This is a genomic window from Kitasatospora sp. MAP5-34 (assembly GCF_029894335.1).
Classification (GTDB): Bacteria; Actinomycetota; Actinomycetes; order Streptomycetales; family Streptomycetaceae; genus Kitasatospora.
On record NZ_JARXZC010000001.1, the window covers coordinates 288,628 to 314,706 of the forward strand.

General features: G+C 70.8%; 19 protein-coding genes and 1 pseudogene. 10 read left to right on the top strand and 10 right to left on the bottom strand.

The window, feature by feature from the left end:
* Positions 1–48: 48 nt before the first annotated feature.
* Genes P3T29_RS01350 through P3T29_RS01365 form a run of 4 tightly spaced genes read right to left on the bottom strand, consistent with a single transcriptional unit; the run spans position 49 to position 7,435 of the window.
* Positions 49–1,176, bottom strand: coding sequence for a hypothetical protein (locus P3T29_RS01350; RefSeq protein WP_280714322.1), 1,128 nt, complete (start codon positions 1,174–1,176; stop codon positions 49–51).
* A gap of 5 nt (positions 1,177–1,181) precedes the next feature.
* Positions 1,182–4,523, bottom strand: a complete 3,342-nt coding sequence (locus P3T29_RS01355; protein ID WP_280714323.1) for a cytochrome b5 domain-containing protein — start codon at positions 4,521–4,523, stop codon at positions 1,182–1,184.
* A 48-nt stretch (positions 4,524–4,571) separates the two neighbouring features.
* Entirely contained in the window at positions 4,572–6,233 is a 1,662-nt protein-coding gene (locus P3T29_RS01360) for an amidohydrolase (RefSeq protein ID WP_280714324.1), read from the bottom strand.
* Positions 6,230–7,435, bottom strand: coding sequence for a glycosyl transferase family 90 (locus P3T29_RS01365; RefSeq protein WP_280714325.1), 1,206 nt, complete (start codon positions 7,433–7,435; stop codon positions 6,230–6,232). The genes P3T29_RS01360 and P3T29_RS01365 overlap by 4 nt, the downstream gene beginning before the upstream one ends.
* 356 nt (positions 7,436–7,791) lie before the next feature.
* Here P3T29_RS01365 and P3T29_RS01370 point away from each other — a divergent pair, with 356 nt between their 5' ends.
* The gene (locus P3T29_RS01370) at positions 7,792–8,454 is read left to right on the top strand and encodes a 50S ribosomal protein L11 methyltransferase (protein WP_280714326.1); all 663 of its coding nucleotides are present in this window, start codon (positions 7,792–7,794) and stop codon (positions 8,452–8,454) included.
* Positions 8,455–8,521: 67 nt separating this feature from the next.
* On the opposite strand, the gene bioD is transcribed toward P3T29_RS01370, so the two are convergent.
* Genes bioD through bioB form a run of 3 tightly spaced genes read right to left on the bottom strand, consistent with a single transcriptional unit; the run spans position 8,522 to position 11,850 of the window.
* Positions 8,522–9,292: a dethiobiotin synthase gene (gene bioD, locus P3T29_RS01375; RefSeq protein ID WP_280714327.1), complete on the bottom strand. Its 771-nt coding sequence runs from the start codon at positions 9,290–9,292 to the stop codon at positions 8,522–8,524.
* The gene (locus P3T29_RS01380; RefSeq protein WP_280714328.1) at positions 9,289–10,593 is read right to left on the bottom strand and encodes an adenosylmethionine--8-amino-7-oxononanoate transaminase; all 1,305 of its coding nucleotides are present in this window, start codon (positions 10,591–10,593) and stop codon (positions 9,289–9,291) included. The genes bioD and P3T29_RS01380 overlap by 4 nt, the downstream gene beginning before the upstream one ends.
* A gap of 12 nt (positions 10,594–10,605) precedes the next feature.
* Positions 10,606–11,850 (bottom strand): biotin synthase BioB, encoded by a 1,245-nt coding sequence (bioB, locus tag P3T29_RS01385; protein WP_280714329.1) that lies wholly within the window; start codon positions 11,848–11,850, stop codon positions 10,606–10,608.
* 189 nt (positions 11,851–12,039) lie between these two features.
* Here bioB and P3T29_RS01390 point away from each other — a divergent pair, with 189 nt between their 5' ends.
* Complete coding sequence (locus P3T29_RS01390) at positions 12,040–12,804, top strand: hypothetical protein (protein WP_280714330.1); 765 nt, start codon at positions 12,040–12,042, stop codon at positions 12,802–12,804.
* A 108-nt stretch (positions 12,805–12,912) separates the two neighbouring features.
* Here P3T29_RS01390 and P3T29_RS01395 read toward each other — a convergent pair whose 3' ends face one another.
* Complete coding sequence (locus P3T29_RS01395) at positions 12,913–15,423, bottom strand: DEAD/DEAH box helicase (RefSeq protein WP_280714331.1); 2,511 nt, start codon at positions 15,421–15,423, stop codon at positions 12,913–12,915.
* 338 nt (positions 15,424–15,761) lie between these two features.
* Here P3T29_RS01395 and P3T29_RS01400 point away from each other — a divergent pair, with 338 nt between their 5' ends.
* The 5 genes and pseudogenes from P3T29_RS01400 to P3T29_RS01420 form a co-directional block, all read left to right on the top strand.
* On the top strand, positions 15,762–16,604 hold the full coding sequence (locus tag P3T29_RS01400) for a nitrilase-related carbon-nitrogen hydrolase (protein ID WP_280714332.1): 843 nt from the start codon (positions 15,762–15,764) through the stop codon (positions 16,602–16,604).
* Between the two features lie 11 nt (positions 16,605–16,615).
* Positions 16,616–18,019 carry a dihydropyrimidinase gene (gene hydA / locus P3T29_RS01405; RefSeq protein ID WP_280714333.1) on the top strand — a complete coding sequence of 468 codons (1,404 nt, stop codon included), beginning with the start codon at positions 16,616–16,618 and terminating at the stop codon, positions 18,017–18,019.
* A 25-nt stretch (positions 18,020–18,044) separates the two neighbouring features.
* Entirely contained in the window at positions 18,045–19,058 is a 1,014-nt protein-coding gene (locus P3T29_RS01410; protein ID WP_280714334.1) for a TIGR03842 family LLM class F420-dependent oxidoreductase, read from the top strand.
* Positions 19,059–19,535: 477 nt separating this feature from the next.
* Positions 19,536–21,083: an NCS1 family nucleobase:cation symporter-1 gene (locus P3T29_RS01415; protein WP_280714335.1), complete on the top strand. Its 1,548-nt coding sequence runs from the start codon at positions 19,536–19,538 to the stop codon at positions 21,081–21,083.
* Positions 21,084–21,295: 212 nt separating this feature from the next.
* A pseudogene (locus P3T29_RS01420) lies at positions 21,296–21,460 on the top strand (pirin family protein); the annotation flags it as partial.
* Positions 21,461–21,887: 427 nt separating this feature from the next.
* On the opposite strand, the gene P3T29_RS01425 reads toward P3T29_RS01420, so the two are convergent.
* Together P3T29_RS01425 and P3T29_RS01430 are read right to left on the bottom strand one after the other, a co-directional pair.
* On the bottom strand, positions 21,888–22,745 hold the full coding sequence (locus tag P3T29_RS01425) for a universal stress protein (RefSeq protein WP_280714336.1): 858 nt from the start codon (positions 22,743–22,745) through the stop codon (positions 21,888–21,890).
* A gap of 283 nt (positions 22,746–23,028) precedes the next feature.
* Positions 23,029–23,532, bottom strand: coding sequence for a hydrogenase maturation protease (locus tag P3T29_RS01430; protein ID WP_280714337.1), 504 nt, complete (start codon positions 23,530–23,532; stop codon positions 23,029–23,031).
* A 169-nt stretch (positions 23,533–23,701) separates the two neighbouring features.
* On the opposite strand from P3T29_RS01430, the gene P3T29_RS01435 reads away from it, so the two are divergent.
* The 3 genes from P3T29_RS01435 to P3T29_RS01445 are packed head-to-tail and all read left to right on the top strand — an operon-like array spanning position 23,702 to position 26,078.
* Entirely contained in the window at positions 23,702–24,844 is a 1,143-nt protein-coding gene (locus P3T29_RS01435; RefSeq protein ID WP_280714338.1) for a 4Fe-4S dicluster domain-containing protein, read from the top strand.
* Positions 24,841–25,287 (top strand): cyclic nucleotide-binding domain-containing protein, encoded by a 447-nt coding sequence (locus tag P3T29_RS01440; protein ID WP_280714339.1) that lies wholly within the window; start codon positions 24,841–24,843, stop codon positions 25,285–25,287. The genes P3T29_RS01435 and P3T29_RS01440 overlap by 4 nt, the downstream gene beginning before the upstream one ends.
* Positions 25,284–26,078: an FAD/NAD(P)-binding protein gene (locus P3T29_RS01445; RefSeq protein WP_280714340.1), complete on the top strand. Its 795-nt coding sequence runs from the start codon at positions 25,284–25,286 to the stop codon at positions 26,076–26,078. The genes P3T29_RS01440 and P3T29_RS01445 overlap by 4 nt, the downstream gene beginning before the upstream one ends.
* Position 26,079 lies beyond the last annotated feature (1 nt).

Consider the following 26,079-nt stretch of genomic DNA (forward strand, 5'->3'; position numbering starts at 1 on the left):
ACGATCAGAATGTCGCACTCCATCGAAGCCCCTCCACCCGTCGTACGGTCAGATACCGCTGTCCGTGGTCTCCCGCCGCACCGCGTGCAGCAGTTGGATAAAGTCGGTGCCACTCGTGCCGTAGCGCGTGCCGCCCTGGTCGCGGGCCTGCTGCGCGATGTACCGCACGCTGATCTCCATGTGCTGGCGCCGCAGGGTGCTCAGCAGGTGCACGTTCTCGTTGTACGCGTCCCGCAGCGCCGGGGCGCCCGTCCCCTCGACGTGGTCCCGCAGTGAGGGTCCGCGTTCGAACCGTTCGATGAACACGCGGTGCCCGGTCGGCATGTAGCGCCGCATCGAACGGAGGAACTCGCCGCCGTGGCCGCTGTGCCGGATGCCGAACGCCGCGTCCAGCGCCTGGATCAGCGCGCACTGCGCCGCGCTGGCCGCCGTCCACATCTGCGGTTCCGCGGAGACCCCTTCGTAGATCACGCCGGGCTGCTGCCACGCGTCGAGGATCGGGCGGACGCGGTGGTAGAAGATGTACGGGTCGCACTTCTCGGACAGCCTGGCAAAGGTGTCGGTCATCGCGGCCAGGCAGCTCGCGGTGGTGGCCAGGCCCTTCTCCGCCGCCGCGTGGTCGCCGGCGGCGACGGCGCGCGAGATCTCCAGCAGGGCCGCCGGCACCGGGCCGCCCTTGGCCTCGATCGCCGTCATCGACATCAGGAACCAGCCCTCGTCCACCCCGCCGAGGAACGAGCAGAGCGGCGTGATGTTCCCCAACTCGACCGGCCCGGACGGGTCGATCCGTGACCAGTTGCGCAGCACGATCGCGGCGTAGTTGAACACGGGCGCGACGTCCAGGCGTTCCGCGAGGCGGTGCAGCGGGACGGCGAGCGCGCGGGGGAGCACGGCCGCCTGCTCGGTGCCGCCCATGATGTAGGCGTTGGCCAGCACCGACACCAGCAGGAAGCCCCGCCACACCTGCCGTGGGCCCTGCAGTTCTTCGGTGCCCAACTCGGGTAGCCGGTCGAGATGTTCGCGCGCCCGCCCGGCCAGCAGCAGGCCCGGCAGCACGATGTTCGCCTCCTCCCAGGCGGCGTACCCCGCCGGCAGCGCGCGAAGCGGATCTTCCACCGGCAGGAACCCACGTACCCGGTCCAGGCCGAACTCGTCGAGTGTGCTGTCCCGTGCCATCGCGGTCACCCCTCATGATTCCGCGTCAACCGCGCGATCGCCGTGTGCCGGGCGACCCGCGCGCCGTACCGTGCCAGCACTGCCGCGACCGCTCGGGCGGTCTCGCCGACCCGGTCGGTGGAGCGGGCGGCAGGCTGCCGTTCGTGCTCGCGTACGACCCCGCGTACGACGGACTTCAACTGTGCCACGAGTTCTTGGTCGTCGTGTCGAAGCGCGGCGCAGCGGTCGGCCAAGGCGTCGAACTCGCCCTGGCCGTCGGGTGGTTCGCGCTCGGCAGTGGTGGCCAGGTGCTGGATCAGTCCGTCGCAGTCGATCAGGGCCTGATCCAGCGTCGGTCCTTCGGCGGCCGACGCGACGAGTTGCCGCCAGCCGTCCGCGTCCGCAGAGTCGTCGTGGTCCGTGCCGACGGCCTGCCACACCTGGTCCAGAGCGGGACCGGTGAGCCAGGGCAGGTGGTCCGTCAGGAACCTGCGGTGGCTGTCGAGCGCGAGCAGCGTCTTCGCCGGTGACTGCGAGGCCGGGCCGGCCGACTCGTCGTGCGTGACGGCCCCGAGTTGCACGCCGTGGTCACCCAGAAGCGCGTTCTGCAGCTCCACCAGGCGGAGCAGATAGGCGGCCCAGGCGAGATGCGCCGCCGACGCCGGTCGGCCGGGGGCGCCGAGGCGGAGGGTGCCGATCCGCCAGAGGGTGAGCAGCGACTGGATCTCCGGCTGCACATGGTGGCGGACGGTCCGGAACGCCGTGGTCGCGTCCATCCCGGCGTAGGCCCGCAGCACCGCGAAGCCCCCCGGGTGGGCCCGGGCGAACGGCGTGACGTCGTGGACCTCGCCGTTGATGATCAGCCAGTAGCCGTTGTCCTCGTCGTTGTGCAGCACGATCTCGGAGAGGTCGTACGTCTCGTCGGGTCCGGAGAGCCGGGTGTAGGAGGCGAAGATGTCGCGTTGGAACCGGCGCTCCACCGCCATCCGGTCGAGGGTCTGCCGGGCGTACGCATGGCGGGCGGCGCCGGTGACCGTGCCGGGCAGCTCGCGCTCGATCACCGAGGCCAGCGCCTCGGTGACACTCTGCGCGAACTCCGCCCTGCCGCAGACGTAGAAGTGGCCCCCGAGACCGCCCTCGGCCGGTGGGCGGATCAACTTCTGCAGCCTGGAGCTGTGTTGCTGGCTGAGCAGCTCGTCGGCGAGGTGCCGTCGGGCGCCCTCGCGGGAGAACACCACGGTCAGGTCGACCACCCCGCGCCGGGCGAACTCCTCCAGGGTGCGCTGATGGTGGAAGTCCAAGCTGTCCCGGGCGGAGAAGAACAGCCAGTCCCGCTCGGCCTGCGGCTGCTGTGCCCGATCCCGCTGTGCCCGATCCCGCAGGAAGCCGATGAACGGTGCGATCCCGGTGCCGCCCGCGAACATCACCAGCGGCCGGTCGAGCGCGGCGGGCAGGTGGAACTGTGCGGACGGGACGATCCGGATGGTCACGCCGTCGTCGGGCCCGGCCGCCAGGAAGCTGGAGGCCGTACCGGCGCGGATGGCCTCCCGGGACGTCTCGGTGGTGAGGGTCCGGTACGCCAGCCGGCCTACCGTCAGTTCGATCCGAGTAACACCACCCTTGCCAGGAACGTGAGTTGGGGCGGAGGAGATCGAGTACTGACGGAAGCCCTCCGGTGGTATCAGCCGGCACAGGACGGGGTGGGCGGAGGCGTCCCGCCACCACCGGTCCACCTGCCAGGACTCGCCCGCCAGCAGCTCGAACATGTCCCACAGTTCCCACTCCTGCTCGGCCTGGCACTCCACGATCCGGGCCAGCGCGGGGCTACCGGTCAGCTCCAGGAGGAGCTGGGCGACGGCTTGTTGGACCGGGCGGATCCGGCCGAAGCGCATCAGATCGCGCAGCCGTATCGTGCGGCAGTGCTCGTAACCGACCCGGTAGCTGAGTGCGCGCCGCCATCGTGCGTCCAGTTCGACCGGCTCGTCACCGTTCGCCCGGAGCGCCAGCAGGGTCTTCTGCACCAGTGGAGCGCCGTTCTCCGGCAGGACGGCGCAGCGGTCGCCGGGGCGGTAGTGCAGGGAGCCGCCTTCCACCTCGAGGGTGACGCCGACCACGTCCCCGCGTCCCGACACGCTGGTGACGTCCTTGACCCGGGCCCGGTGGCAGTCGTCGTGCGGGGCGAAGTGCCGGTACCGTTCCCGGCGGGCCAGGTCCAGCTGCTGGTCGACCTCCTCCCAGGAACGGTCGCGGAACGAACCGGCGAACGCCGCCGTGGACGGCCGGCCCGTCTTGAAGGACGCCTCCGTGAACCCGTAGGCCTTCAGCCGGTGGCGGCCGAGGAAGCCGGACTCGCCCGCGTAGGAGTGCAGTGCGTCGCGGAAGAGCCTGGTCAGCTCCGTGTTCTGCTTCCCCTCCAGGTACCGGGGTACCGACACCTTGCCGACCGCCTGGTGGAAGTCCCGCCAGTGCGGCGGGAACCAGGCCCGGAGCAGCTCGCTCTCCGCGCCCACCTGCGTGCCGTAGCGCGTCCGTTCGAAGAACGCGTCCAGCGCCTGGAGCGCCGGTGTCGCCGCGCCGGCGGGCCCGGGCACGCCCGCGCTGATCGACACGGACAGCCGGGCCACGGTCTTCGACCACACCACGGGGTCCACCGCGTAGGGGCTCAGCTCGTTCGGGTCGATCTTGGGCAGGGTCTCGGCGGTCAGCCGTCGCAAGCAGTCGGCCATGCCCAGCAGTTCGTCCGCGAGTGCCGCCTCGTCGTCCTCGACGGCGGCCTCCTGTGCCCTGACGAGCATGCCGAGCAGGGGAGTTGTGCGTGCCTGGGTCTCGATCGTGTTCGCCAGGAAGAGCCGTTCGGCCTCGTTGCCCCAGACCGCGACCAGCAGGTCCAGGTTCTCCACGCGCAGCGGGTCCGCGCAGATCGGCTCGCGCAGACGCCAGTTGTAGGTCGTCATGTCGGCGTACGACATGTGCGGCTGGGCGCGGTCCAGGCGGCCGCTCACCTGCTGCCACGGCCGCATGACCGGGTCGGGTATCGGGCCGGGCGCCCCCGGGCCGACGTAGTGGAAGGCGTGTGCGCAGTGGCTGAGTACGACGGAGGCCCGTAACAGCGCCTCGTCCGGGAGCTGTTCGGCCGCCGCGTCGAGCACCGGGAGTCGGCGCAGCGCCGGTCGGACCCGTAACGTCCGGGTCAGTTCCGGTAGTTGGGCGGCGATCTCGTCCCAGACCGCGAAGGCTCCGGGCAGCTGCGCCAGCGGAGGGCGGACCGGCATGAAGCCGTGGCTCTCCGACAGGAACCCCAGGTTTTCGTGGCCGAGACGCTGGTTCGTCGCGGTGGCCGAAGTCAGGACGCGACGGGCGGGGATCACTGGCTGAACTCACCACCTTTCACAGCACGGCGCCGGCGGACGGCGCGATCACGGCGACAGGACGAAAGACGGCTCCTGGTGGACCAGTTGGCCGCCCACCATGGTGACCAGTGCCCGGATGCCGGCGATCAGCTCGGCCGGTACCGTCATCAGGTCGTCCGACAGCACCACGAGGTCGGCGAGCTTCCCCGGTTCGAGACTGCCCTTGCGGTCCTCCTCGAAGGTGACGTAGGCGTTGTTGATCGTGAGCATCCGCAGTGCCTGTTCGCGCGAGAGTGCCTCACCGGCGTTGACCGGCCCCCACTTCCAGGTCTGGCGGGTGTGCAGGAAGGCGATGGCGGCGAAGTAGTTCAGCGGCACCCGGGACACGTCACTGCCCAGGCCGACCCGCAGGCCGCTGTCCAGCAGGGTCCGGAACGGGTCCATGGTCTGGGCGAACTCCCGTCCGTGGTAGGCGACCAGGGCCGGGTAGTAGTAGAGGTGGTGCCACATCGGTGTGAGGACCACCCCGAGTGCCCGCAGCCGTGGCAGGTGCCGCGCCTTGGGGTAGACGGCCTGGGAGACCACCCAACGCCGGTCGGCCAGTGGTGTGTCGGCGTTCACGCGCTCCAGCAGGTCGAGCACGCCGTCGAGCGCGGCGTCGCCACCGGCGAGGATGCCGCCGCTGAAGCCCTGTTCGGCCATCGCCCGGACGACACTCTCGATCCGCTCCCAGGAGGCACAGCGGTCCCGGAAGTAGCGTCGGGCCCGGTCGGCGGGTACCCGGCCGCTGTGCACCGGGCCGGTCAGCATCATCCGGTGGTAGTCGTCGTCGGCGAACAGGTAACCGGCGTGGTCGATGCGCAGCCAGGAGTCACCCACCGGGTTGGGCCCGGGCAGCCGCCCGAGCTCCGCCATGATCTTCTCGGTCGGCGCGCCGATGTCCAGTGCCAGTTGGGCCGCGACCCGGATCGGCAACTCACCGGCGTCGCGCAGCTCCTGGTACACCCCGAGGTCGCTCAGCCGGATGCCGCCCTCGCGGACGGTGGTCACCCCCGCGCGGGCGCACTCGCCCAACGCCCAGCGCACGGCGTCGGTCCGCTGCTGCCGGGTGAAGTCCAGATGCGCCCCGCCGAGCAGCAACGCCGCGTCGCCGGCCAGGATGCCCGTGGGTTCGCCGGTCTGCGGGTCCCGCTCGATCCAGCCGTACTCGGGCTGCGGGGTGCGCGCGTCGATGCCGAACCTGCGCAGCGCGGCGGAGTTGAGGTAGAGGTGCTCGCCGCGTAGCACCACCGGGTGGTCCGGGGCCGCCTCGTCGAGCTCGGCGCGGGTCGGCTCCCGGCCCTCGGTGAGCATCTGCGGGTACCATCCGGCGTTGCTGGTGATGATCGCGCCGGGCGGAATCCGCTTCGCGGCGTGGCGCACCGCGCCGAGCATGGACTCGACGCTGTCCGCCAGCGAGACGTCCGCGCCGTACAGTTGCGCGGTCGAGCGGTCCATCAGCCGGAAGTGGGCGTCGATGAGGCCGGGGATCACGGTGTGCCCGCGCAGGTCCACCCGCCGGGTGGCCGGCCCGGCCAGGCTCAGGACCTCGCGGCCGCTGCCCACGGCCTGGATCAGGCCGTCCCGCACCGCGATCCCTTCGGCGACGGTCGACCGCCCGTCCAGCGTGAGTACCTTCCCGTTGTACAGAACAAGATCAGCTGCCGGTTCGTCAGTCTTCGTGATCATTTCCGTCCCATGCCGAACGCCGCCGGGTCGACTGCCGACCGGAGCTGCCCGTCCACCTTCGCATTGGCGAGCAGGCACCGGTGCAGCACCGGCAGCGCCCGCTCGATCTCGCCCTCGTAGGTCAGCGACAGGGCGAGCTCCCGCCCGCGACGGCCGATGTCACGGGCCAGTTCGTCGTTGTCCCGCAGACGGCCGACCACCTCGACCAGGTCGGACAGGTCGGCCCGGACCGGTACGTAGTTCTCCCACGGCACCAGCCGGTCGTGGTACCACTGGCGGGTGCCGTCCTCCGGACAGTCCACCCGCAGCACCACGCTGCCCGTCAGCAGCCGTACGAAGAGCCCCGACCAGGTGACCGTGTGACCGTTGATGTCGATCAGGTACTTGAAGCGAACCTGGTCGATCGCCCGGGCGTACGGGGCGGTCAGGCGGCTGCCCCTGATCTCCGCGATGACCTGCGGGTCGCGGAAGCGGTCCGTCACCCGGGTCACCCCGAAGTCCAGCAGACCGGTGTCCGCCAGCTCCAACCCCAGCCGGCAGAGCCGGAAGCGGCGCATCGACCGCCAATCCTGATCGCTGTCCTTCGGCCCGGTCGCCGAACCGCGCCAGTACGCCACCGGCTGCCGTTCCTCCCACGGCACGTCGGCTGCGGCCAACTCGTCCTGGAAGTCCTGGTAGGCGCGGCGGTGCAGGAAGTCCGAGTCGGGCAGCAACGCGTGTGCGGGACGCGCGCTGCAGTAGGACAGGACCACACCGTCCCCCCGGCCGGCGTCGGCGTGCGAGAACGGCAGCGAACCCGTGACCTCCGGGTGTTCGGCGACGAACCTGCCCAGGACGGCCCCGAGCGGGAGCATTCGTACGGCGATCAGTCGGAGGGTCTGGGCCGTCCGGGCCTCCTCCGGTAGCAGGAAGGGCAGTGCGGCGGCGTCGTCCAGCCGCATGACGAGGAACGAGAACGTACCGTCCCCGTTGAGCCGTACGAGCTGGGTGATCTGACGCTCGATCAATTCTGGTAATGGGGGTATCAGTTGTACTTCTCGCAACCGGGAGAGAGCCGGATGGATCGTCAGCAGATCTGTTGGGAAGTCGGCGCGGCCGAAGAATCCGTCGGTGGCCACCCGCTCGTCGATCAGGCGCAGCAGGTCGTCATCCGTCAGCTCGAGAAGGTAGTTGGACCTGGCACGGTCCTCGGTATCGGTCACCGGCACGTCCCTGGGATCGCGGTCCGACGCCAGCGCGACGGCGCTGTCAGCTGGGCTCTGGAAAGGACGGCACGGCCTGTTCGGCCACCCCTGTGCCAGGATGGGGTGTCCGCAGGCGGCAGGCAATGGCACATCTCGGCCAACTCGACTGCCGGTAAGTCCGGTTCGGTGAATTATCGGCACCGGAGGGGGCAGCCCGGCGGCGCGGTGGGTGCGAGCGGGGTGCCGGTGACCCGGTGCGCCCCCGGTACGCCGTTGCCCGGTGGAGTCCGGTGGAGTCCGACGAGGGCCGGCCGGGGCCCTATGCTGCGGGCATGCCGAACGAGATTCGCACCCTTCATCCGGGAACAACCACAATGTCGGATACCGCCTTCGTGCAGGAAGAGACCAACCTCGCTCTCGTGCCCTTCGTTCCCGAGGTCCGCCTGTACATGGCCGACGACGCCATCGCGCTCTGGGAGACCACCGAAGCGGCGCGCGGCGAGATCGGCCTGCCGCCCCCGTTCTGGGCGTTCGCGTGGGCCGGCGGCGTGGCCGTCGCCCGTTATGTGCTCGACCACCCCCAATCGGTGGCGGGACGGACGGTGCTGGACCTGGCGGCGGGATCGGGGCTGGTGGGGATCGCAGCCGCCATGCGCGGCGCGAAGTCGGTACGGGCCGCCGAGATCGACGCGTACGCCGTGGCCGCCATCGGTGTCAACGCCGAGGCGAACGGAGTCCGGGTCGACGCGGCCGTCGAGGACCTCCTCGACGGCGACGGCGCTCCCGCCGAGGTCGTGCTCGCCGGAGACGTCTTCTACGAGCGGGCGATGGCCGCCCGCTTCCTGCCGTTCCTGGAGCGGGCACTGGCGAGGGGCGCCCGGGTGATCGTCGGCGACCCGGGGCGGGCGTACCTCCCGCGCGAGCGGTTCACCGCCCTGGTCGCGTACGACGTACCGGTCGTGGCCGACCTGGAGGACACCGCCCTCAAGACCACCACCGTCTGGCAGCTCACCCCGGCGCTGTCGCCGGTCGGTTGAGGCAACCGGACTCCTGGACCCGCCGGGTCCAGCCGCTGGTGGGTTGAACCGGCGGGCCGGCCGGCCGTCAGTTCCGCTGCTGCGCCGCCGCGAACGCGGCCGCGTCCCACTGCCCGCCGAGGGCCGGGGCCAGGCCGGCGCGGGCCACCGCCAGGAAGGGCGCGCCGCCCGTCGTCGCCGCGCCCTGCGGCAGAGCGCCGAGCAGGGGGGCGCCCGCGACGGCGGGCAGGTCGGCGAGGTTGCAGCGGGAGGCGAGGTCGGGGTCGCGCGGCCAGCAGCCGACGACGATCCCGAGCAGTGGCAGACCACGGGCGCGCAGTGCCTCGGCGGTCAGGGCGGTGGTGTTGAGCGTGCCGAGACCGGCCGTCGCCACCACCAGGACCTGGACGGGCAGCCCGAGGTCGGCGGTGGCCAGGGCCATGTCGGCGAGGGTGTGACCTTCGTCGTCGTAGCGGACCAGCAGGCCGCCCGCGCCCTCGACCAGGACGAGGTCGTGGCGCTGGGCCAGCTCCGCCACGGCCTCGGCGACCTGCTTCGGCCCGATCTGCGGCAGCCCGGCGCGGCGGGCGGCGGTGTCGGGGGCCAGCGGTTCGGGGTAGCGGGCCAACTCCTGGATGGTCAGCTGCCGGGTGGCCGACCTCTGGGTGGCCGGCTGCTGGGTGGTCAGCCCGCCCGCCAGCCGGACGACCTCGGCGGTGTCGCCGGGCTCGTCGGGGCCCACGCCCGTCTGGCCGGGCTTCAGGACGGCCACCGAGCCGCCGGCCAGAGCGGCGATCGCAGAAGTGACCACGGTCTTGCCGACCTCGGTGCCGGTACCGGTGACGAAGAGGACGCTCATCCGGCCACCGCCGCCGCAGTGACCGCCGCGCCGATCCGGGCGAGGTCCTCGTCGCCCGTCACGTACGGCGGCATGGTGTAGACCAGGTCGCGGAACGGCCGGAGCCAGACGCCCTCGCGGGCGGCGGCCTCGGTCGCGGCCCGGACGTCCACCTGGTGGTCCAGCTGGACGACCCCGATCGCGCCGAGCACCCGTACGTCCGCGACGCCGGGGACGTCGGCGGCCGCCGCCAGCCCATTGCGCAGGCCGGACTCGAGGCGCTTGACCTCGCTCTGCCAGTCCTGCTCCAGGAGCAGCCCGAGCGAGGCGTTGGCGACGGCCGCCGCCAGCGGATTGCCCATGAAGGTCGGCCCATGTGCCAGCACCGGGACCTCGCCCCGGCTGATGCCGTCGGCGATCTCGGAGGTGCAGAGGGTGGCGGCCATCGTCAGATAACCGCCGGTCAGCGCCTTGCCCAGGCACATCACGTCGGGTGAGACAGCGGCGTGGTCGGCGGCGAACAGCGCGCCCGTCCGGCCGAAGCCGGTGGCGATCTCGTCGAACACCAGCAGGACGCCGTGCTGGTCGCACAGCTCGCGCAGCAGCCGAAGGTAGCCGGGGGAGTGGAAGCGCATGCCCCCCGCGCCCTGCACCACCGGCTCGACGATCACGGCGGCCAGCTCGTCGGCGTGCCGCTCGATCAGGTCGGCGAGCGAGGCCGCGTACGCCGGGTCGACCTCCGCGTCGAACCCGGCCGGGGGCTCGCCCGCGAACAGCTGCTGGGGCAGCACCCCGCCCCAGAGCTGGTGCATCCCGCCCTCGGGGTCGCACACCGACATCGGGTGGAAGGTGTCGCCGTGGTAGCCGCCGCGCCAGGTGAGCAGCCGTCGCTTCGCGGGCCGCCCGACGGACCGCCAGTACTGCAGGCACATCTTCATCGCGACCTCGACGGCCACCGACCCGGAGTCGGCCAGGAAGACGTGCCGCAGCGGCTCCGGGGTGATCTCGACCAGGGTGGTGGCGAGCCGGACGGCGGGCTCGTGGGTGAGCCCGCCGAACATCACATGGCTCATCCGCCCCAGCTGGTCGCGGACCGCCTCGTCCAGCACCGGGTGCCGGTAGCCGTGGATGGCCGCCCACCAGGACGACATGCCGTCGACCAGCTCACGGTGGCCGGAGACCTCCGAGGCCAGCCGGAGCCGGACGCCGGACGCCGACTCCACGACGTAAGGGGTCGCGGTGCCGGGCATCGGTCCGTACGGATGCCAGACGTGCGCCTGGTCGAGGGCGAGCAGGGCGTGCGGGGAGAGCTGCTGCGACACGGGTACGGATCCTCAGGCGTTCGGGGCCAGCTCGGTACCGGCTCCGCGCCGACGTACCTTCACCAGTTCGCTGCGGACCTCGTCCGGAGCCGCCGTGGCCGACTCCTCGGAGCCGCAGGCCGACTCGTCCGATCCGCAGGCCGACTCGTGCGAACCGTCGGCCGACTCGTGGGAGCCGCACGGCCCGCAGCCGCCGCCACCGCTGGTGCCGCAGCCCCCACCGCTGGTGCCACAGCCGCCGGCCGCCGCGTCGGAGCGGTGCCGGGGCAGCGTCACCTGGCCCGCGCCCTCCACCTCGAACCCGGCGTCCGCGATCATGTCGAGGTCGGCCTGCCCGGCCTGGCCCTCGCTGGTCAGGTAGTCGCCGAGGAAGATCGAGTTGGCGATGTGCAGGCCCAGCGGCTGCATGCTCCGCAGGTGCACCTCGCGGCCGCCCGCGATCCGGACCTCGACGTCCGGGCAGACGAAGCGGACCATCGCCAGGATCCGCAGGCAGCGCTGCGGGGTGAGGTTCCACTCCTTGGCGAGCGGGGTGCCCTCGAACGGGATCAGGAAGTTGACCGGCACCGAGTCCGAGTCCAGCTCGCGCAGCGCGAAGACCACGTCCACCAGGTCCTCGTCGCTCTCGCCCATGCCCGCGATCAGGCCCGAGCAGGCGGACAGACCGGCGCCGTGCGCCTTGTTGACGGTGTCCACCCGGTCCGCGTAGGTGTGGGTGGAGGTGATGCCGCCGTAGGTGGCCTCGGAGGTGTTCAGGTTGTGGTTGTACGCGTCCGCGCCGGCCGCCTTCAGCCGCTCGGCCTGGTTGTCGGAGAGCAGGCCGAGACACGCGCAGACCTCGACGGCCTCGTTGGCGTCCTTGATCGCGGTGATGGTGTCGGCGACCCGGTCGATGTCACGGTCCGTCGGACCGCGCCCGCTGGCCACCAGGCAGACGCGCTTCGCGCCGCCCGCGAGCCCGGCGGCGGCGGCCTCGGCGGCCTCGGCCGGCTTGAGCCAGGTGTACTTGAGGATCTCGGCCTTGGAACCGAGGCGCTGCGAGCAGTAGGAGCAGTCCTCGGGGCAGAGACCGCTCTTGAGGTTCACCAGGTAGTTGAGCTTGACCCGGCGGCCGAACCACTGCCGGCGTACCCGACCGGCGGCTGCGACCACGTCCAGCAACTCGTCATCGGTGGTGGCGAGTACGGCGAGCGCCTCCTCGCGGGTGGGGAGTTCCCGGCGCAGGCCCTTGGCGGTGAGGGTGTCGAGCAGATCCATGTTCCTGATCCTGCCTGGCAGGTATCGATCACGGCTAGAGGGAACCCGCCAGAAGATCGGCGTCGGGGTGTGCGAGTTGTCACAGTCCCGGCGCTGACCGTAGTGCGGACGATCGGTTCGGCGGGGTGTCCCGGTCAGCAGGTCAGGGGGATGATCTACCGATTGGAGTATGTGCTTACAATCTCCGCCATGAGCACGCAGGGGGAGCGCGATCCGCGCCCGGCAGGCCAGCAGAGCGACGTGCCGGCCCACACCCACCGGGCGCGAAGAGGCCGACGCCGAGCGCTGGTCGGCTGCACGCTGGCCGTGGTCGTGTCCGGGGTCGGCTGGCTCGTCACCCGCCCCGAGCCGGGCGACTGGGCGCCGGGCCTCGGCCCCACCGGCGCGTCCACCAGGGCCAGCGTCCCGGCGATCGGCGCGGCACCGGCCGAGCCGCAGACGGAGGCTCAGTCCTTCACCGCCGACCGGTACTTCCCCGCCCAGCGTGGCATAGACCTCTACGACTTCAAGGCGAAGCGCACCCTCACCAAGCAGGGCCCCGACTGCGCCGAGACGCTCCGGGACCGGGCCCACGACGTGCTGCACGGCGCGGGCTGCCAGGGGTATGTGTCGGTCGGCTTCAGCGGCCTCGACCAGCCGGTGGTCACCACCGTCACCGTCCTGCGGTTCGCGGACGCGGCAGCGGCGGCGAAGGCCGGACAGGCACTGGACGGTGACCACGAGGCGCTGGCCTTCCTGGTCGCGCCGCCCGCACCCGGCAGCCCGGCATCGGCTCCGCTCCCCACCGGCAAACCGCTGACCAGCAGCCGGGTGGAGGCGGTCGGCCACTACGTGACCGTCACCGTCTCCCGCTACGCCGACCTGCGCGCCGCGAACCCCACGCCCGACGGGGCGTTGGACGCGGCGACCCGGGCCGTCTCCTTCACGGCCGGGGCCCCCTTCGCCTGGATGTAACCAAGGCAACCGGGCAACCCCAACAGCGGCGCGGGGAACTGCGCGAAACGGAAGGCACAGACCCGCAGCTTCCGTCCCGCGCTCAGCCCCCTCGTGCCCTGCCGGAGGCTACCCGCCGAGGCGGTCCACCGCCGTCACCCGCAGCACCGCCCGGCCCTCCTCGTTGGAGCCGTGCAGGTCGACCTCCGCGCTGATGCCCCAGTCGTGGTCACCGGCCGGGTCGTCGAAGATCTGCCGGACCGTCCAGGAGTCCTCGTCCTGCTCGATCATGAGCATCTTCGGCCCACGCGCGTTCGGCCCGGTGCCGAGGTCGTCGTGCTCCTCCCAGTACTCGTCCATCGCGTCCGCCCAGCGGTCGGCGTCCCAGCCGTACTCGCTGTCCAGTTCGCCGAGCGCGTGGTAGTTCTCCAGCGCGGCCAGCTCGACCCGGCGGAACATCTCGTTGCGCACCAGCACCCGGAAGGCCCGCTCGTTCGCGGTGACCGGCGCCGGGCGGTCGTCGAGCACGACCTCGGGCGCCTCGGGGTCGGTGGGGTTGGCCAGCTGCTCCCACTCGTCCAGCAGGCTGGAGTCGACCTGGCGGACCAGCTCGCCGAGCCAGGCGATGACGTCCTTGAGGTCGTCGGTCTTGATCTCCTCGCGGACGGTCTGCTCCAGCGCCTTGAACGCCCCGGCGAGGTAGCGCAGCACGATGCCCTCGGTGCGCGCCAGGTCGTAGTGGCCGACGTAGTCGGTGAAGGTCATCGCCCGTTCGTACAGGTCGCGGACCACGGACTTCGGCCGCAGCGGGTGGTCGCCGATCCACGGGTGCGCCCGCGCGTAGACCTCGTACGCGTGGCCGAGCAGCTCGTCCAGCGGCTTCGGGTAGGTGATGTCCTGGAGCCGCTCCATCCGCTCCTCGTACTCGACGCCGTCCCGCTTCATCTCGCCGATCGCCTCGCCGCGCGCCTTGTTCTGCTGGGCGGCGAGGATCTGGCGCGGGTCGTCGAGGGTGGCCTCGACCACCGAGACCACGTCCATCGCGTAGCTCGGGGAGGCCGGGTCGAGCAGCTCGAAGGCGGCCAGCGCGAAGGTGGAGAGCGGCTGGTTGAGCGCGAAGTTCTCCTGCAGGTCCACGGTGAGGCGGACGATCCGGCCCTCGGCGTCGGGCTCGTCCAGGCGCTCGACCACGCCGCCGTCCACCAGCGAGCGGTAGATGGCGATGGCGCTGCGGATGTGGCGGCGCTGCGCCGAGCGCTCCTCGTGGTTGTCGGTCAGCAGGTGGCGCATCGCCTCGAAGGCGTTGCCCGGGCGGCCGATCACCGAGAGCAGCATCGCGTGGCTGACCTTGAAGCGGGAGACCAGCGGCTCCGGGTCGGCGGCGATGAGCTTCTCGAAGCCCTCCTCCGTCCAGCCGACGAAACCTTCCGGCGCCTTCTTGCGCACCACCTTGCGCCGCTTCTTCGGGTCGTCGCCGGCCTTGGCGACGGCCTTGTCGTTCTCGATCACGTGCTCGGGCGCCTGGGCGACGACCTGGCCGACGGTGTCGTACCCGGCCCGGCCCGCGCGCCCGGCGATCTGGTGGAACTCACGGGCCCGCAGCGTCCGGACCCGGATGCCGTCGTACTTCGACAGCGCGGTGAACAGCACGGTGCGGATCGGCACGTTGACGCCGACGCCCAGGGTGTCGGTGCCGCAGATGACCTTCAGCAGACCGGCCTGCGCCAGGCGCTCGACCAGGCGGCGGTACTTGGGCAGCATGCCGGCGTGGTGCACGCCGATGCCGTGCCGGACGTAACGGGAGAGGTTGCGGCCGAACTTGGTGGTGAAGCGGAACCGGCCGATCAGGTCGGCGATGGCGTCCTTCTCCGCCTTGGTGCACATGTTGATGCTCATCAGCGACTGGGCCCGCTCCACCGCCTCCTTCTGGGTGAAGTGCACGACGTAGACCGGGGCCTGACCGGTCGTCAGCAACTCTTCCAGGGTGTCGTGCATGGTGGTGCGGCGGTACTCGTAGAACAGCGGGACGGGCCGGGTCGCCGAGCGTACGACGGTGGTCGGCCGGCCGGTGCGGCGCGCGAGATCCTCCTCGAAGCGGCGGACGTCGCCGAGGGTGGCGGACATCAGCAGGAACTGCACGTGCGGCAGTTCGAGGATCGGGATCTGCCAGGCCCAGCCACGGTCCGGCTCGGCGTAGAAGTGGAACTCGTCCATCACGACCTGGCCGATGTCGGCCCGCGCGCCGTCCCGCAGCGCGATGTTGGCCAGCACCTCGGCCGTGCAGCAGATGATCGGCGCGGTCGGGTTGACGCTGGCGTCACCCGTCATCATGCCGACCTGCTCGGTGCCGAACATCTTGCACAGGTCGAAGAACTTCTCCGAGACCAGCGCCTTGATCGGCGCGGTGTAGAAGGTCCGCTTGCCCTCGGCCAGCGCGGCGAAGTGCGCACCGGCCGCGACCAGGCTCTTCCCCGAGCCGGTCGGGGTCGCCAGGATCACGTTGTTCCCGGAGACCAGTTCGATCAGCGCCTCCTCCTGGGCGGGGTACAGCGTGATGCCGCGCTCCAACGCCCACTCGGCGAAGGTCTCGTACAGCGCATCGGGAGTGGCAGGGCTCGGCATCAGGTCCAGGAGGGTCACCGGGCTATCTTGCCTGTTCGGGATCAGTACGGGCAAAGCCTGCGACGACCGACGTCCGGTCGAGCTGCCGGACCCAGCCGACCGGGCGGGCGTGGAACCGGCGGGGGACGGCCGACAGCCTGGCCCAGGGGATTGAAGTCCTGATCAAAGTCAATTAACGCATCATTCCCATGAAAGGCATGATCTAACGCACCGGCGCCATGCATATGACTGTCATTTGTTCATGGTTTGGCGGGAATCAGAACACTCTGGACGTTATCCGCGCGTAGCACTACTGCTGGCGGCCCGGAACTCCTACTCTCGACGGTCTGTACCGTCTTCACCGAAGGAGAAGACCGATGAGTCGAGTGGTGCGCGCCGCCCTCTTCCAGACCGCGTGGACGGGCGACAAGGAGACGATGATCGCGGCTCACGAACAGGCCGCCCGGGACGCCGCCTCGCAGGGTGCGCAGGTCATCGGCTTCCAGGAGGTGTTCAACGCGCCGTACTTCTGCCAGGTGCAGGAGCCGGAGCACTACTCCTGGGCCGAGCCCGTCCCGGACGGCCCGACCGTACGGCGGATGCAGGACCTCGCCCGGGAACTCGGCATGGTGATGGTCGTACCGGTGTACGAGGTCGAGCAGGCCGGTTTCTACTACAACACCGCCGCCGTGATCGACGCGGACGGCTCCTACCTCGGCAAATACCGGAAGCACCACATCCCGCAGGTCAAGGGATTCTGGGAGAAGTACTACTTCAAGCCCGGAAACCTCGGCTGGCCGGTGTTCGACACCGCCGTCGGCAAGGTCGGCGTCTACATCTGCTACGACCGGCACTTCCCCGAGGGCTGGCGCGCGCTCGGGCTGGCCGGTGCGGAGATCGTCTACAACCCGTCGGCGACCAGCCGGGGCCTGTCCGCCTACCTCTGGCAGCTGGAGCAGCCCGCCGCCGCCGTCGCCAACGAGTACTACGTCGCGGCGATCAACCGGGTCGGCGTCGAGGAGTACGGCGACAACGACTTCTACGGCACCAGCTACTTCGTCGACCCGCGCGGCCAGTTCGTCGGCGAGGTCGCCTCCGACAAGGACGAGGAGCTGGTCGTCCGCGATCTCGACCTCGACCGGATCGGGGAGGTCCGGCAGCAGTGGGCCTTCTACCGCGACCGCCGCCCGGACGCCTACGGCCCGCTGACCGAAGCCTGAGAAGGGGCACCATGAGCACGCGTACGGTCATCCGCAACGGGCTGGTCGTCACGGCGGCCGAGGAGCTGGCCGCCGACGTCCTGATCGAGGGCGAGCAGGTGGTCGCGCTGGCCGCCTCCGGCAGCAGCGTCGCCGAGGGCTGGACGGCCGACCGGGAGATCGACGCCACCGGCCGGTACGTCATCCCGGGCGGCGTCGACGCGCACACCCACATGGAGCTGCCGTTCGGTGGCACCTCGGCCTCCGACACCTTCGAGACCGGCACCCGCGCGGCGGCCTGGGGCGGCACCACCACCATCGTCGACTTCGCCGTCCAGTCGGTCGGCGCCTCCCTCCGTGACGGCCTCGATACCTGGCACGCCAAGGCCCAGGGCAACTGCGCGATCGACTACGGCTTCCACATGATCCTCGGCGACGTCACCGAGGACAGCCTCAAGGAGATGGACCTGCTGGTGGGGGAGGGGGTGACCTCCTTCAAGCTGTTCATGGCCTACCCCGGCGTCTTCTACAGCGACGACGGCCGCATCCTGCGCGCGATGCAGCGCGGCGCGGACAACGGCGGGCTGATCATGATGCACGCCGAGAACGGCATCGCCATCGACGTCCTGGTCGCCCAGGCGCTGGCGGCCGGGAAGACCGACCCGCGCTACCACGGCGAGGTCCGGCACGAGCTGCTGGAGGCCGAGGCCACCCACCGGGCGATCAAGCTCGCCCAGGTCGCGGGCGCGCCGCTGTACGTCGTGCACGTCTCCGCCGCCTCCGCGCTCGCCGAACTGGCCACCGCCCGGGACCAGGGGCTGAACGTCTTCGGCGAGACCTGCCCGCAGTACCTCTTTCTCTCCACCGACAACCTGGCCGAACCCGGCTTCGAGGGCGCCAAGTACGTCTGCTCGACGCCGCTGCGCCCGCGCGAGCACCAGGCGGCGCTCTGGCGCGGCCTGCGGACCAACGACCTGCAAGTGGTCTCCACCGACCACTGCCCGTTCTGCTTCGTGGGGCAGAAGGAGCTCGGCCGGGGCGACTTCTCGAAGATCCCGAACGGCCTGCCGGGCGTCGAGAACCGGATGGACCTGCTGCACCAGGCCGTCCTGGACGGGCACATCTCGCGCCGCCGCTGGATCGAGATCGCCTGCGCCACCCCCGCCCGGATGTTCGGCCTCTACCCGCGCAAGGGCACCATCGCGCCCGGTTCCGACGCCGACATCGTCATCTACGACCCGGCCGCCGTGCAGACCGTCTCCGCCGCGACCCACCACATGAACGTCGACTACTCGGCGTACGAGGGCAGGCAACTGACCGGCCAGGCCCGCACCGTGCTCTCCCGGGGCACCGTCGTGATCGACGACGGCCGGTACCTCGGGCGCCCCGGCCACGGCCGCTACCAGCCGCGCGCCACCTGTCAGTACCTCATCTGATCATCCTTCAGGAAGGCAGTACTCCGTGGACATCGGCCTCGTCCTCCAGACCGACCCGCCCGCGCGGCTCCTGGTGGAGCGGATGCAACGCGCCGAGCGCGCCGGGTTCACCCACGGGTGGACCTTCGACTCGGCCGTGCTCTGGCAGGAACCCTTCGTCATCTACAGCCAGATCCTGGCGCAGACCGAGCGGCTGACCGTCGGCCCGATGGTCACCAACCCGGGCACCCGCACCTGGGAGGTCACGGCCTCCCTGTTCGCCACCCTCAACGACATGTTCGGCAACCGCACGGTCTGCGGCATCGGACGCGGCGACTCCGCGATGCGCGTCGCGGGCCGCCGCCCGGCCACCCTGGACCGGCTGTCCGCCGCCATGCACGCCATCAAGGAACTCGCCGAAGGGCGGGAGGCCGAGGTGGACGGCACGGCCCTGCGCATCCCCTGGGTCAAGCCCGGCGCCGCCCTGCCGATCTGGATGGGCGCGTACGGGCCCAAGGCACTCGCTCTGACGGGCCGTCAAGCGGACGGTTTCATCCTGCAACTCGCCGATCCCTTCCTGACGGAGTGGATGGTCAAGGCCGTCCGCGACGCGGCCGTCGCCGCCGGCCGGGACCCGTCCGATGTCACCATCTGCGTCGCCGCCCCCGCGTACGTCACCGAGGACGACTCGCCCGAGGCGCTGGCCCACGCCCGCGAGCAGTGCCGCTGGTTCGGCGGCATGGTCGGCAACCACGTCGCCGACCTGGTGTCCCGCTACGGCGAGCACTCCGGCCTCGTGCCCGACGCCCTCACCGACTACATCAAGGCCCGGCAGGGCTACGACTACAGCCACCACGGCCGGGCGGGCAACCCCGACACGGCCTTCGTCCCGGACGAGATCGTCGACCGCTTCTGCATCATCGGCCCGCCCGGGGCCCAACTCGCCAAGCTGGAGCAGCTCCGCTCCCTGGGCGTCGACCAGTTCGCCGTCTACGCCATGCACGACGCCGTCGAGTCGACCATCGACGCGTACGGCAGCGCCGTCATCCCCGCTCTCTAGGAGCGTCCGCCGCTCCAACTCCCCACCCCAGACGGGCGCCCATGTCAATAGCGCAGACCACCCACCCGGACGGGCGCGTCGAACTCGCCACCGGAACCGCCCTCGCCGACCCACGGTTCGCCAACGACGACCTGGCGCCCGTGCCCGTCGCGGAGGGACGCTGGACCACCTACAACTTCCTTGCCCTCTGGGTCGCTCAAGAGGAAACACGAACATCGGCGTGGGGGTCTGACCTGCAGGTTCGCGGAATGCCCATCAAGCGAGAGGCGCAAGGTCCGGTTTCTCCGGGTTCGGCCTATCGCCGTGGGCTGCTTCTGTTTCGTCTGGCTGAGCCGGTGCCTGTGGCCCCTTTTCCGCGAGACAGCACCAGGAGCTGACTGTCGTCCCGCTCCGTCGTATGACCCCGAGGGCCCAGTGTCGAGCTCTCGGGGAGGGCACGTTCCCCCGCACGAGACTCCGCGAACTGAGGTGGCTTCGATGTCCTCCAGCGCACCGTCAAGACCAGACACGTCCACGATCCAGCAGACCTATCCCGATGGCCGAGTCGCCCTCGTAGAGGGGGCCGTCCTGGACGACGCCCGGTTCGCCAACGACGACCTGGCACCGGTGCCCGTCGAGAGACGCACGTGGGGTGTTTACAACTATTTGAGTCTTTGGGTGGGAATGGCTCACAATATCCCGTCCTGGACGCTGGCCTCCGGGCTGGTGGCGCTCGGTATGGACTGGAAGCAGGCGGTCCTCACCATCGCGCTGGGCAACCTGATCGTGCTGGTGCCGATGCTGCTGACGGGGCATGCGGGGACGAAGTACGGCATCCCGTTCCCGGTGTTCGCGCGGGCGGCGTTCGGGCTGCGGGGTGCCAACCTGCCGGCGTTGATCCGGGCGGCGGTGGCGTGTGCCTGGTTCGGTATCCAGACCTGGATCGGTGGCGAGGGCATCTTCCTGCTGGCCGGGAAGCTCCTCGGCAGCGGCTGGCGCGAGGCGAGCCAGGTGGGAGGGCAGCCGTGGACGCAGTGGCTGGCGTTCGGTGTCTTCTGGGCGATCGAGATGGCGGTGATCGCGCGGGGGATGGAGACGCTGCGGCGGTTCGAGAACTGGGCGGCGCCGTTCGTGATCGTGGGTGCGCTGGCGCTGTTGGCGTGGGTCGCGGTGAAGGCGGGTGGCTTCGGCCCGCTGCTGTCGCAGCCGTCCAAGCTGGGCTGGGGCAGCGGGTTCTGGAAGGTGTTCTTCCCGTCCTTGATGGGCATGATCGGCTTCTGGTCGACCCTGTCCCTGAACATTCCGGACTTCACCCGCTTCGGCGGCAGCCAGCGCGCCCAGATCCGTGGCCAGGCCCTCGGGTTGCCGACCACGATGACGCTGTTCGCGCTGCTGTCGGTGCTGGTCACCTCCGGCTCGCAGGCCGTCTACGGTGCCCCGATCTGGGACCCGATCCAGCTCGCCGCGAAGATGGACAGCGTCGCGGGCACGCTCTTCGCCCTCCTGGTGGTGCTGGTCGCCACCCTGTCGGTGAACATCGCGGCGAACGTCGTCAGCCCGGCCTACGACCTGTCGCACCTCGTCCCACGGTTCATCAACTTCCGTACCGGCGCGCTGATCACGGGTGTCGTCGGGATCGCTATCATGCCGTGGAAGCTGATCGCCAACCCGCACGTGTACATCTTCACCTGGCTCGGTGTCGTCGGCGGTCTGCTCGGCACCGTCGCGGGCATCCTGATCGCCGACTACTGGCTGATCCGACGCACCGAGCTCGCCCTCGACGAGCTCTACCGCCCCTCGGGCCGCTACTGGTACACGGTCGGCTGGAACCTGCGCGCCGTCCTCGCCTTTCTGGTCGGCGGCCTCCTCGCCATCGGCGGCTCCTACTCCACCGTCGACGCCACGGGCGCCAGACAGGGCCCCTTCCCCAGCGGCGGGGTTATTCCCTTCCTCAAACCCCTGGCCGACTACGGCTGGGCCGTCGGCTTCGCCTCCGCCCTCCTCCTCTACAGCCTCCTCAACCTCAACACCCGTACCAGGCGCTGAGACCACGAACCTGCGGCAGCCCTGTAGCTTTCCCGTCGAAGTGAACTCGGCCCTCGTCATGCGGCGGTGAGCCGGACGGTTCTGTTTGACTGTGGTGGCGAGGCTGGCGGAAATTTGTCCTCGAAGGCCTCGCTCGGTAGGTCCTCGCTGCGACGGGAACATGGTCGGGCTTGGGCCGGGGGCGATGCTCGTCTACCACACCACTGAGAGATATGTGGTGGAACTTCATCGCCCGATCGGATGATGATATCAGGCAGGCGCGCGAGGAGTGGATGACCGGCACCCGCTTCGGCGAGGTGCACGGCTACGACGGCGACCGGCTGCCCGCTCCCGAGCTTCCCCAACTACCCCTGAAACCACGGGGACGAGTGCGCTGAGCTGGGGTTACGTGCCCAGGGTGGCTCGTGGTGGGACCCGGCTGATCGCGCTCACGATGGGCTGCGGTCGGCCGCCCCATGAGGGCGTCAGGGTCTCAGGGCGCCAGCTTCGTTGGGTGGCCATGATTCTCGCGTTTGGTCGTCTGTGGCCGGGTTTAGTCAGACCGATGCTGACGCAATGCTGACGGGCAGTCAGCTGAATGAGCGAAGATCATGTGCTCGGTGCGGCGCTTCGTCGGCTCGGCCGGGCCCGCCCCTTGAAGACATGCCCGAGGGGGCGGGCGCGGCACGGGGGCGCTGCACACGGGAGCCCCGGCCGGGATGCGGCGCGGGTAGGAGCGATCAGCCGCCGTATGGCAGGTTTGTCCGATCCCTACAATCGCGATCGCCAGAGCGTCAGTCCTGCATGACTGCTCACTCGGCGCACTCAGCCAACTGGTACCACCGCGACGGGACAGTGCGCGTGCTGCACGACGGCCTGGCTCACCGAGCCGAGCCGCCGCATGGGCCCGCGTACCGAACCGTGGCGCCCGACCACCACCAGCTGGTGGATTTCGGAGAGAGTCACCAGCAGTTTCGCCGCGCCGGAGCGCACCGCGACCTCGGCCACCTGGACCTCGGGGTACTGCGCGCGACGGCCCGCAAGTGCCTCGGCCAGCAGCCGCTCCCGCTCGGCGGCGATGTGACTCTCCTCGTACACGGGCGGGAACGCGTGACCGGGCCCGCTGACCAGGGGATAGCTCCAGGCATGCACAGCCTGCAGTGGCAGGCGCCTCCTGCGCGCGGTTTCGAAGGCGAAAATGAGCACGTCGTCGCTGTACTTCTCTCCGTCCACGCCGACCAGCACGCCGCCCGGCGCCGACTGGGCGTCGGGAGAGTGGACCACGACGACCGGGCACAGGGCATGGGCGGAGACGGACAGGCTCGTCGAGCCGACCAGCAGGCGCGGGAACCCGCCCGAGCCGCGTGCCCCGAGGACCAGCAGGTTCGTGTCCGCCGACATGGCGAGCAGGGCATCACGGGCGTAGTCGTCGGCCAGCTCGGTGGTGACCGCGAGGCCCGGACGGTGCAGCTCGGCTTGTTCGCGTGCGGCTCCGAGGGCCTCCTCGCCGGCGTCCCGGGTGCGTCGGACCTCCTGCCCGGCCGGCGCGCTGAGCGTCTCGCCGAGCCAGGCGTGCAGGATGTGCAGAGGAACGCGACGCAGGCCGGCCTCCTCAGTGGCCCAGTCGATGGCGGCGTGACTGGCGTCCGTACCGTCGATTCCCACGATGACCGGGTAGCTCATGGCGTGCTCCTTTGGAGTGCGGTCTGCCGCGGCTGCCCAGCTCGGTGACGGCCGCCCACCGGGCTGGCCTCTGCTCTTCTCATGGTCACGCCATAGCGACCCGCTGTCCTGGCCTGAAACACCTGATGGTGCCGACTTCGTGCGACTTTCACCGCGAGGTGGACAGCCAGACAGGGAAGGACTCGGCGCGGAATCCGTTCAGGGCAGCGCGGCGCGGTAGAGAGATCTGCGAGAAGCGAGTTGTCCTCTTCCCTTTCTGGGCTGTGCGGGGACCGCTGTCGGGCTACCGGTTTCCGGCAGGACCGCGGTGTAGCTCGACTTCCTCCGCGATCCGTTCGGTGAGCGGTTCCACAACGGCTGCGACCGTTGCCGACAGGCCCATGCCCAGGCCGCCGTTGGCTCCCTCGACCGCGTAGACGACGAGCCGTCGCGGTAGGCGGTTGAGTTCGCGGGCGAGTTCGACGGCATCGCCGAGTCCGAGACCATGGGAACTCGTCGCGCCGCCTGTCTGTGTCAACCGCTCGCCGTCCAGTTCCAGGCGGTGTACGCGGCCGGGATGTCCGGGGTGCGCGTGCGCGGCGTCCACCACGATGGCGAGGTCGGCGGCCTCCCACAGGCCGATCAGTCGCGCGGGGTCGCCGTCGCACACCCGCAGGGTGGTCCCGTCCGGCAGCGCCCGGTCCTCGGCCTGCTCCGCCAGCCGGGCGACGACGGCCCAGCCCACGCCGTCGTCGTGGCGGTACTCGTTGCCGACACCGATGACGACGATGCGCGTAGCGAGGTTCATCTGCTTCGCCTTCCCGTCCAGCGGGCCGGCCAGCCGCGCCGGGCTGATTCGGGGTCCGTACGGGGTAACGGCACGGCCACCTGGCGCACAGTGGGCCAGCCCTACCGGCCCGACCGCAGGTCAGTGCCCATACTGGCCGGGACAGCAGCGCGGGCACGGGAGGTTGACGGTGGCGGACGGCGCGGTGGTGATCGACAAGGCCGGGCTGGACGCGCTGATCGCGGTCCTCACCGGGCGCGGCCGCACGGTCGTGGGGCCGACAGTCCGCGACGGGGCGATCGTCCTGGCCAAGATCTCCGGAGGCGACGAACTCCCCTACGGCTGGGGCGTCGAGCTGGAAGCGGGGACGTACCGGTTGCGTGCCCGAGAGGACGGCGCCGCGTTCGCGCACAGCGCGGGGCCGCAGTCCTGGAAGACCTTCCTGCACCCGCCGCGCGAGCGGCAGTGGAGCGCCGACCGGGGCGCCGACGGCGAGCTGACGGTGACCGAGGACCGGACGCCGCCGCCGTCGTACGCGTTCCTCGGGGTGCGCCCCTGCGATCTGCGGGCCATCGCGATCCAGGACCGGGTACTGACCGGCGGGAGGCACGTCGATCCGGCCTACCGAGGGCGCCGCGAGCGGGCCTTCCTGGTGGCGGTGGAATGCACCGAACCGGGCGCCACCTGCTTCTGCGTCTCCATGGGAACCGGGCCCGCGGTGGGGCCCGGCTACGACCTGGCGCTGACCGAAGTACTCGACGCCGAAGGACATCGCTTCCTGGTGCGCTCGGGCAGCGCGGAGGGAGAGTCGGTGCTGGCCGAACTGCCGCGCCGCCCCGCCGACGAAACCACCCGGACGGCGGCCCGGGAGCGGGTGGCCGAGGCTGCAGAGCGGATGGGCCGCAGCATGCCGCTGGTGGACCTGCAGGTCTTGATGCGCGAGACCCTCACGGCCGAGCGCTGGGACGACGTGGCGGCACGCTGCCTGACCTGCGGCAACTGCACGATGGTCTGCCCGACCTGCTTCTGCACCAGTGTGGAGGACGTGACGGACCTCTCCGGTGATCACGCCGAGCGGTGGCGGCACTGGGAGTCCTGCTTCGACCGGGACTTCTCCCATCTGCAGGCCGGCCCGGTCCGCGACTCCTCGCACAGCCGCTACCGGCAGTGGGCCACCCACAAACTCGGCACCTGGTTCGACCAGTTCGGCAGTTCGGGGTGCGTCGGGTGCGGGCGGTGCATCGTGTGGTGCCCGGTCGGCATCGACATCACCGAGGAGGCCCACGCGCTGAACCGCGAACGGGGCGGCGCCGACGGGGAGGGCACGCCGTGACCGTCGTCCGCCACGGCTTTCTCGGCGCACTGTCGCCCGCTCACCGCGAACAACTGGTCGGGTTCGCCAAGGAGGTCTCCTTCCCCGGCGGCATTCGCATCTTCGAGGAGGACGGCGTCGCCGACCGGTTCTGGATCATCCGGTCCGGGCTCGTCGCGCTCGACGTGCACGTCCCGGGCCGTCGATCGGCAGTCGTGGAGACCCTTGGCGAGGGGGAACTGCTCGGCTGGTCTTGGCTGTTCGAGCCCTACCGCTGGCACCTCGGCGCACAGACCCGCGTCGCCGCGCAGGCGTACGAGTTCGACGCGGAGCGCGTGCGCGCCGCTCGCGCGGAGGACCCCGCCTTCGGCCTGGCGGTGACCCACTGTGTCGCACAGGTGATCGCCCGACGGCTGAAGGCCACCCGCACCCGCCTGCTCGACCTGTACGGACCGCCAGCATGACCGTTCCCGTGCCGTACCGGGTGACGGAACGCGAGGCCGAGACGGCCGACACCGCCACGATCGTCCTCGAACCGGTCCAGGTGGCCCTACAGCCGTTCGCGCCGGGGCAGTTCGCGATGGTGTACGCCTTCGGTGTCGGCGACATCCCGCTGTCGGTGTGCGCGATCGACGGGCACCGGCTGACCCACACCGTCCGCGCGGTCGGGGCGGTCTCCGGCGCGCTGCACGCACTGCGGCCCGGTAAGACAGTCGGGGTGCGCGGCCCGTTCGGCACCGGCTGGGAGCTGCCCGCCGCTGCCGGACTGGACCTGCTGGTGGTGGCCGGCGGCATCGGTCTGGCGCCGCTGCGCCCGGTGGTGCGCCAGGCGCTTGCCGCACCCGAGCGGTACGGGCGGCTGAACGTCCTGATCGGCGCACGCGAGCCCCGCGATCTGCTCTACACCGAGGAGGTCCGGGGCTGGCCAGCGGCGCTGACCACCGTGGACCGCCCCGACTCGCAGTGGCAGGGCGAGGTCGGCGTCGTGACGACCCTGCTCGACCGGGCCACCTTCGACCCGCCGAGCACGGCGGCGTTCATCTGCGGCCCCGAGCCGATGATCCGCGCCACCGCCGGCGAGTTGGCGCACCACGGCGTCGACCCGGAGCGGATCCGGGTCTCCCTGGAACGCAACATGCACTGCGCGACCGGCCACTGCGGTCACTGCCAGCTGGGCCCCCTGCTGCTCTGCCGCGACGGCCCGGTCGTCAGCTGGACCCGGGCCCGACCCCTCCTCATGGTCAGGGAGTTGTGAC

Excerpts from the sequence above, each read along its gene's own strand:
- P3T29_RS01350 (WP_280714322.1), bottom strand. The coding sequence starts at position 1,176 with ATGGCACGGGACAGCACACTCGACGAGTTCGGCCTGGACCGGGTACGT.
- P3T29_RS01360 (WP_280714324.1), bottom strand. The coding sequence starts at position 6,233 with ATGATCACGAAGACTGACGAACCGGCAGCTGATCTTGTTCTGTACAAC.
- P3T29_RS01370 (WP_280714326.1), top strand. The coding sequence starts at position 7,792 with ATGTCGGATACCGCCTTCGTGCAGGAAGAGACCAACCTCGCTCTCGTG.
- bioD (WP_280714327.1), bottom strand. The coding sequence starts at position 9,292 with ATGAGCGTCCTCTTCGTCACCGGTACCGGCACCGAGGTCGGCAAGACC.
- bioB (WP_280714329.1), bottom strand. The coding sequence starts at position 11,850 with ATGGATCTGCTCGACACCCTCACCGCCAAGGGCCTGCGCCGGGAACTC.
- P3T29_RS01390 (WP_280714330.1), top strand. The coding sequence starts at position 12,040 with ATGAGCACGCAGGGGGAGCGCGATCCGCGCCCGGCAGGCCAGCAGAGC.
- P3T29_RS01400 (WP_280714332.1), top strand. The coding sequence starts at position 15,762 with ATGAGTCGAGTGGTGCGCGCCGCCCTCTTCCAGACCGCGTGGACGGGC.
- hydA (WP_280714333.1), top strand. The coding sequence starts at position 16,616 with ATGAGCACGCGTACGGTCATCCGCAACGGGCTGGTCGTCACGGCGGCC.
- P3T29_RS01415 (WP_280714335.1), top strand. The coding sequence starts at position 19,536 with ATGTCCTCCAGCGCACCGTCAAGACCAGACACGTCCACGATCCAGCAG.
- P3T29_RS01425 (WP_280714336.1), bottom strand. The coding sequence starts at position 22,745 with ATGAGCTACCCGGTCATCGTGGGAATCGACGGTACGGACGCCAGTCAC.
- P3T29_RS01430 (WP_280714337.1), bottom strand. The coding sequence starts at position 23,532 with ATGAACCTCGCTACGCGCATCGTCGTCATCGGTGTCGGCAACGAGTAC.
- P3T29_RS01445 (WP_280714340.1), top strand. The coding sequence starts at position 25,284 with ATGACCGTTCCCGTGCCGTACCGGGTGACGGAACGCGAGGCCGAGACG.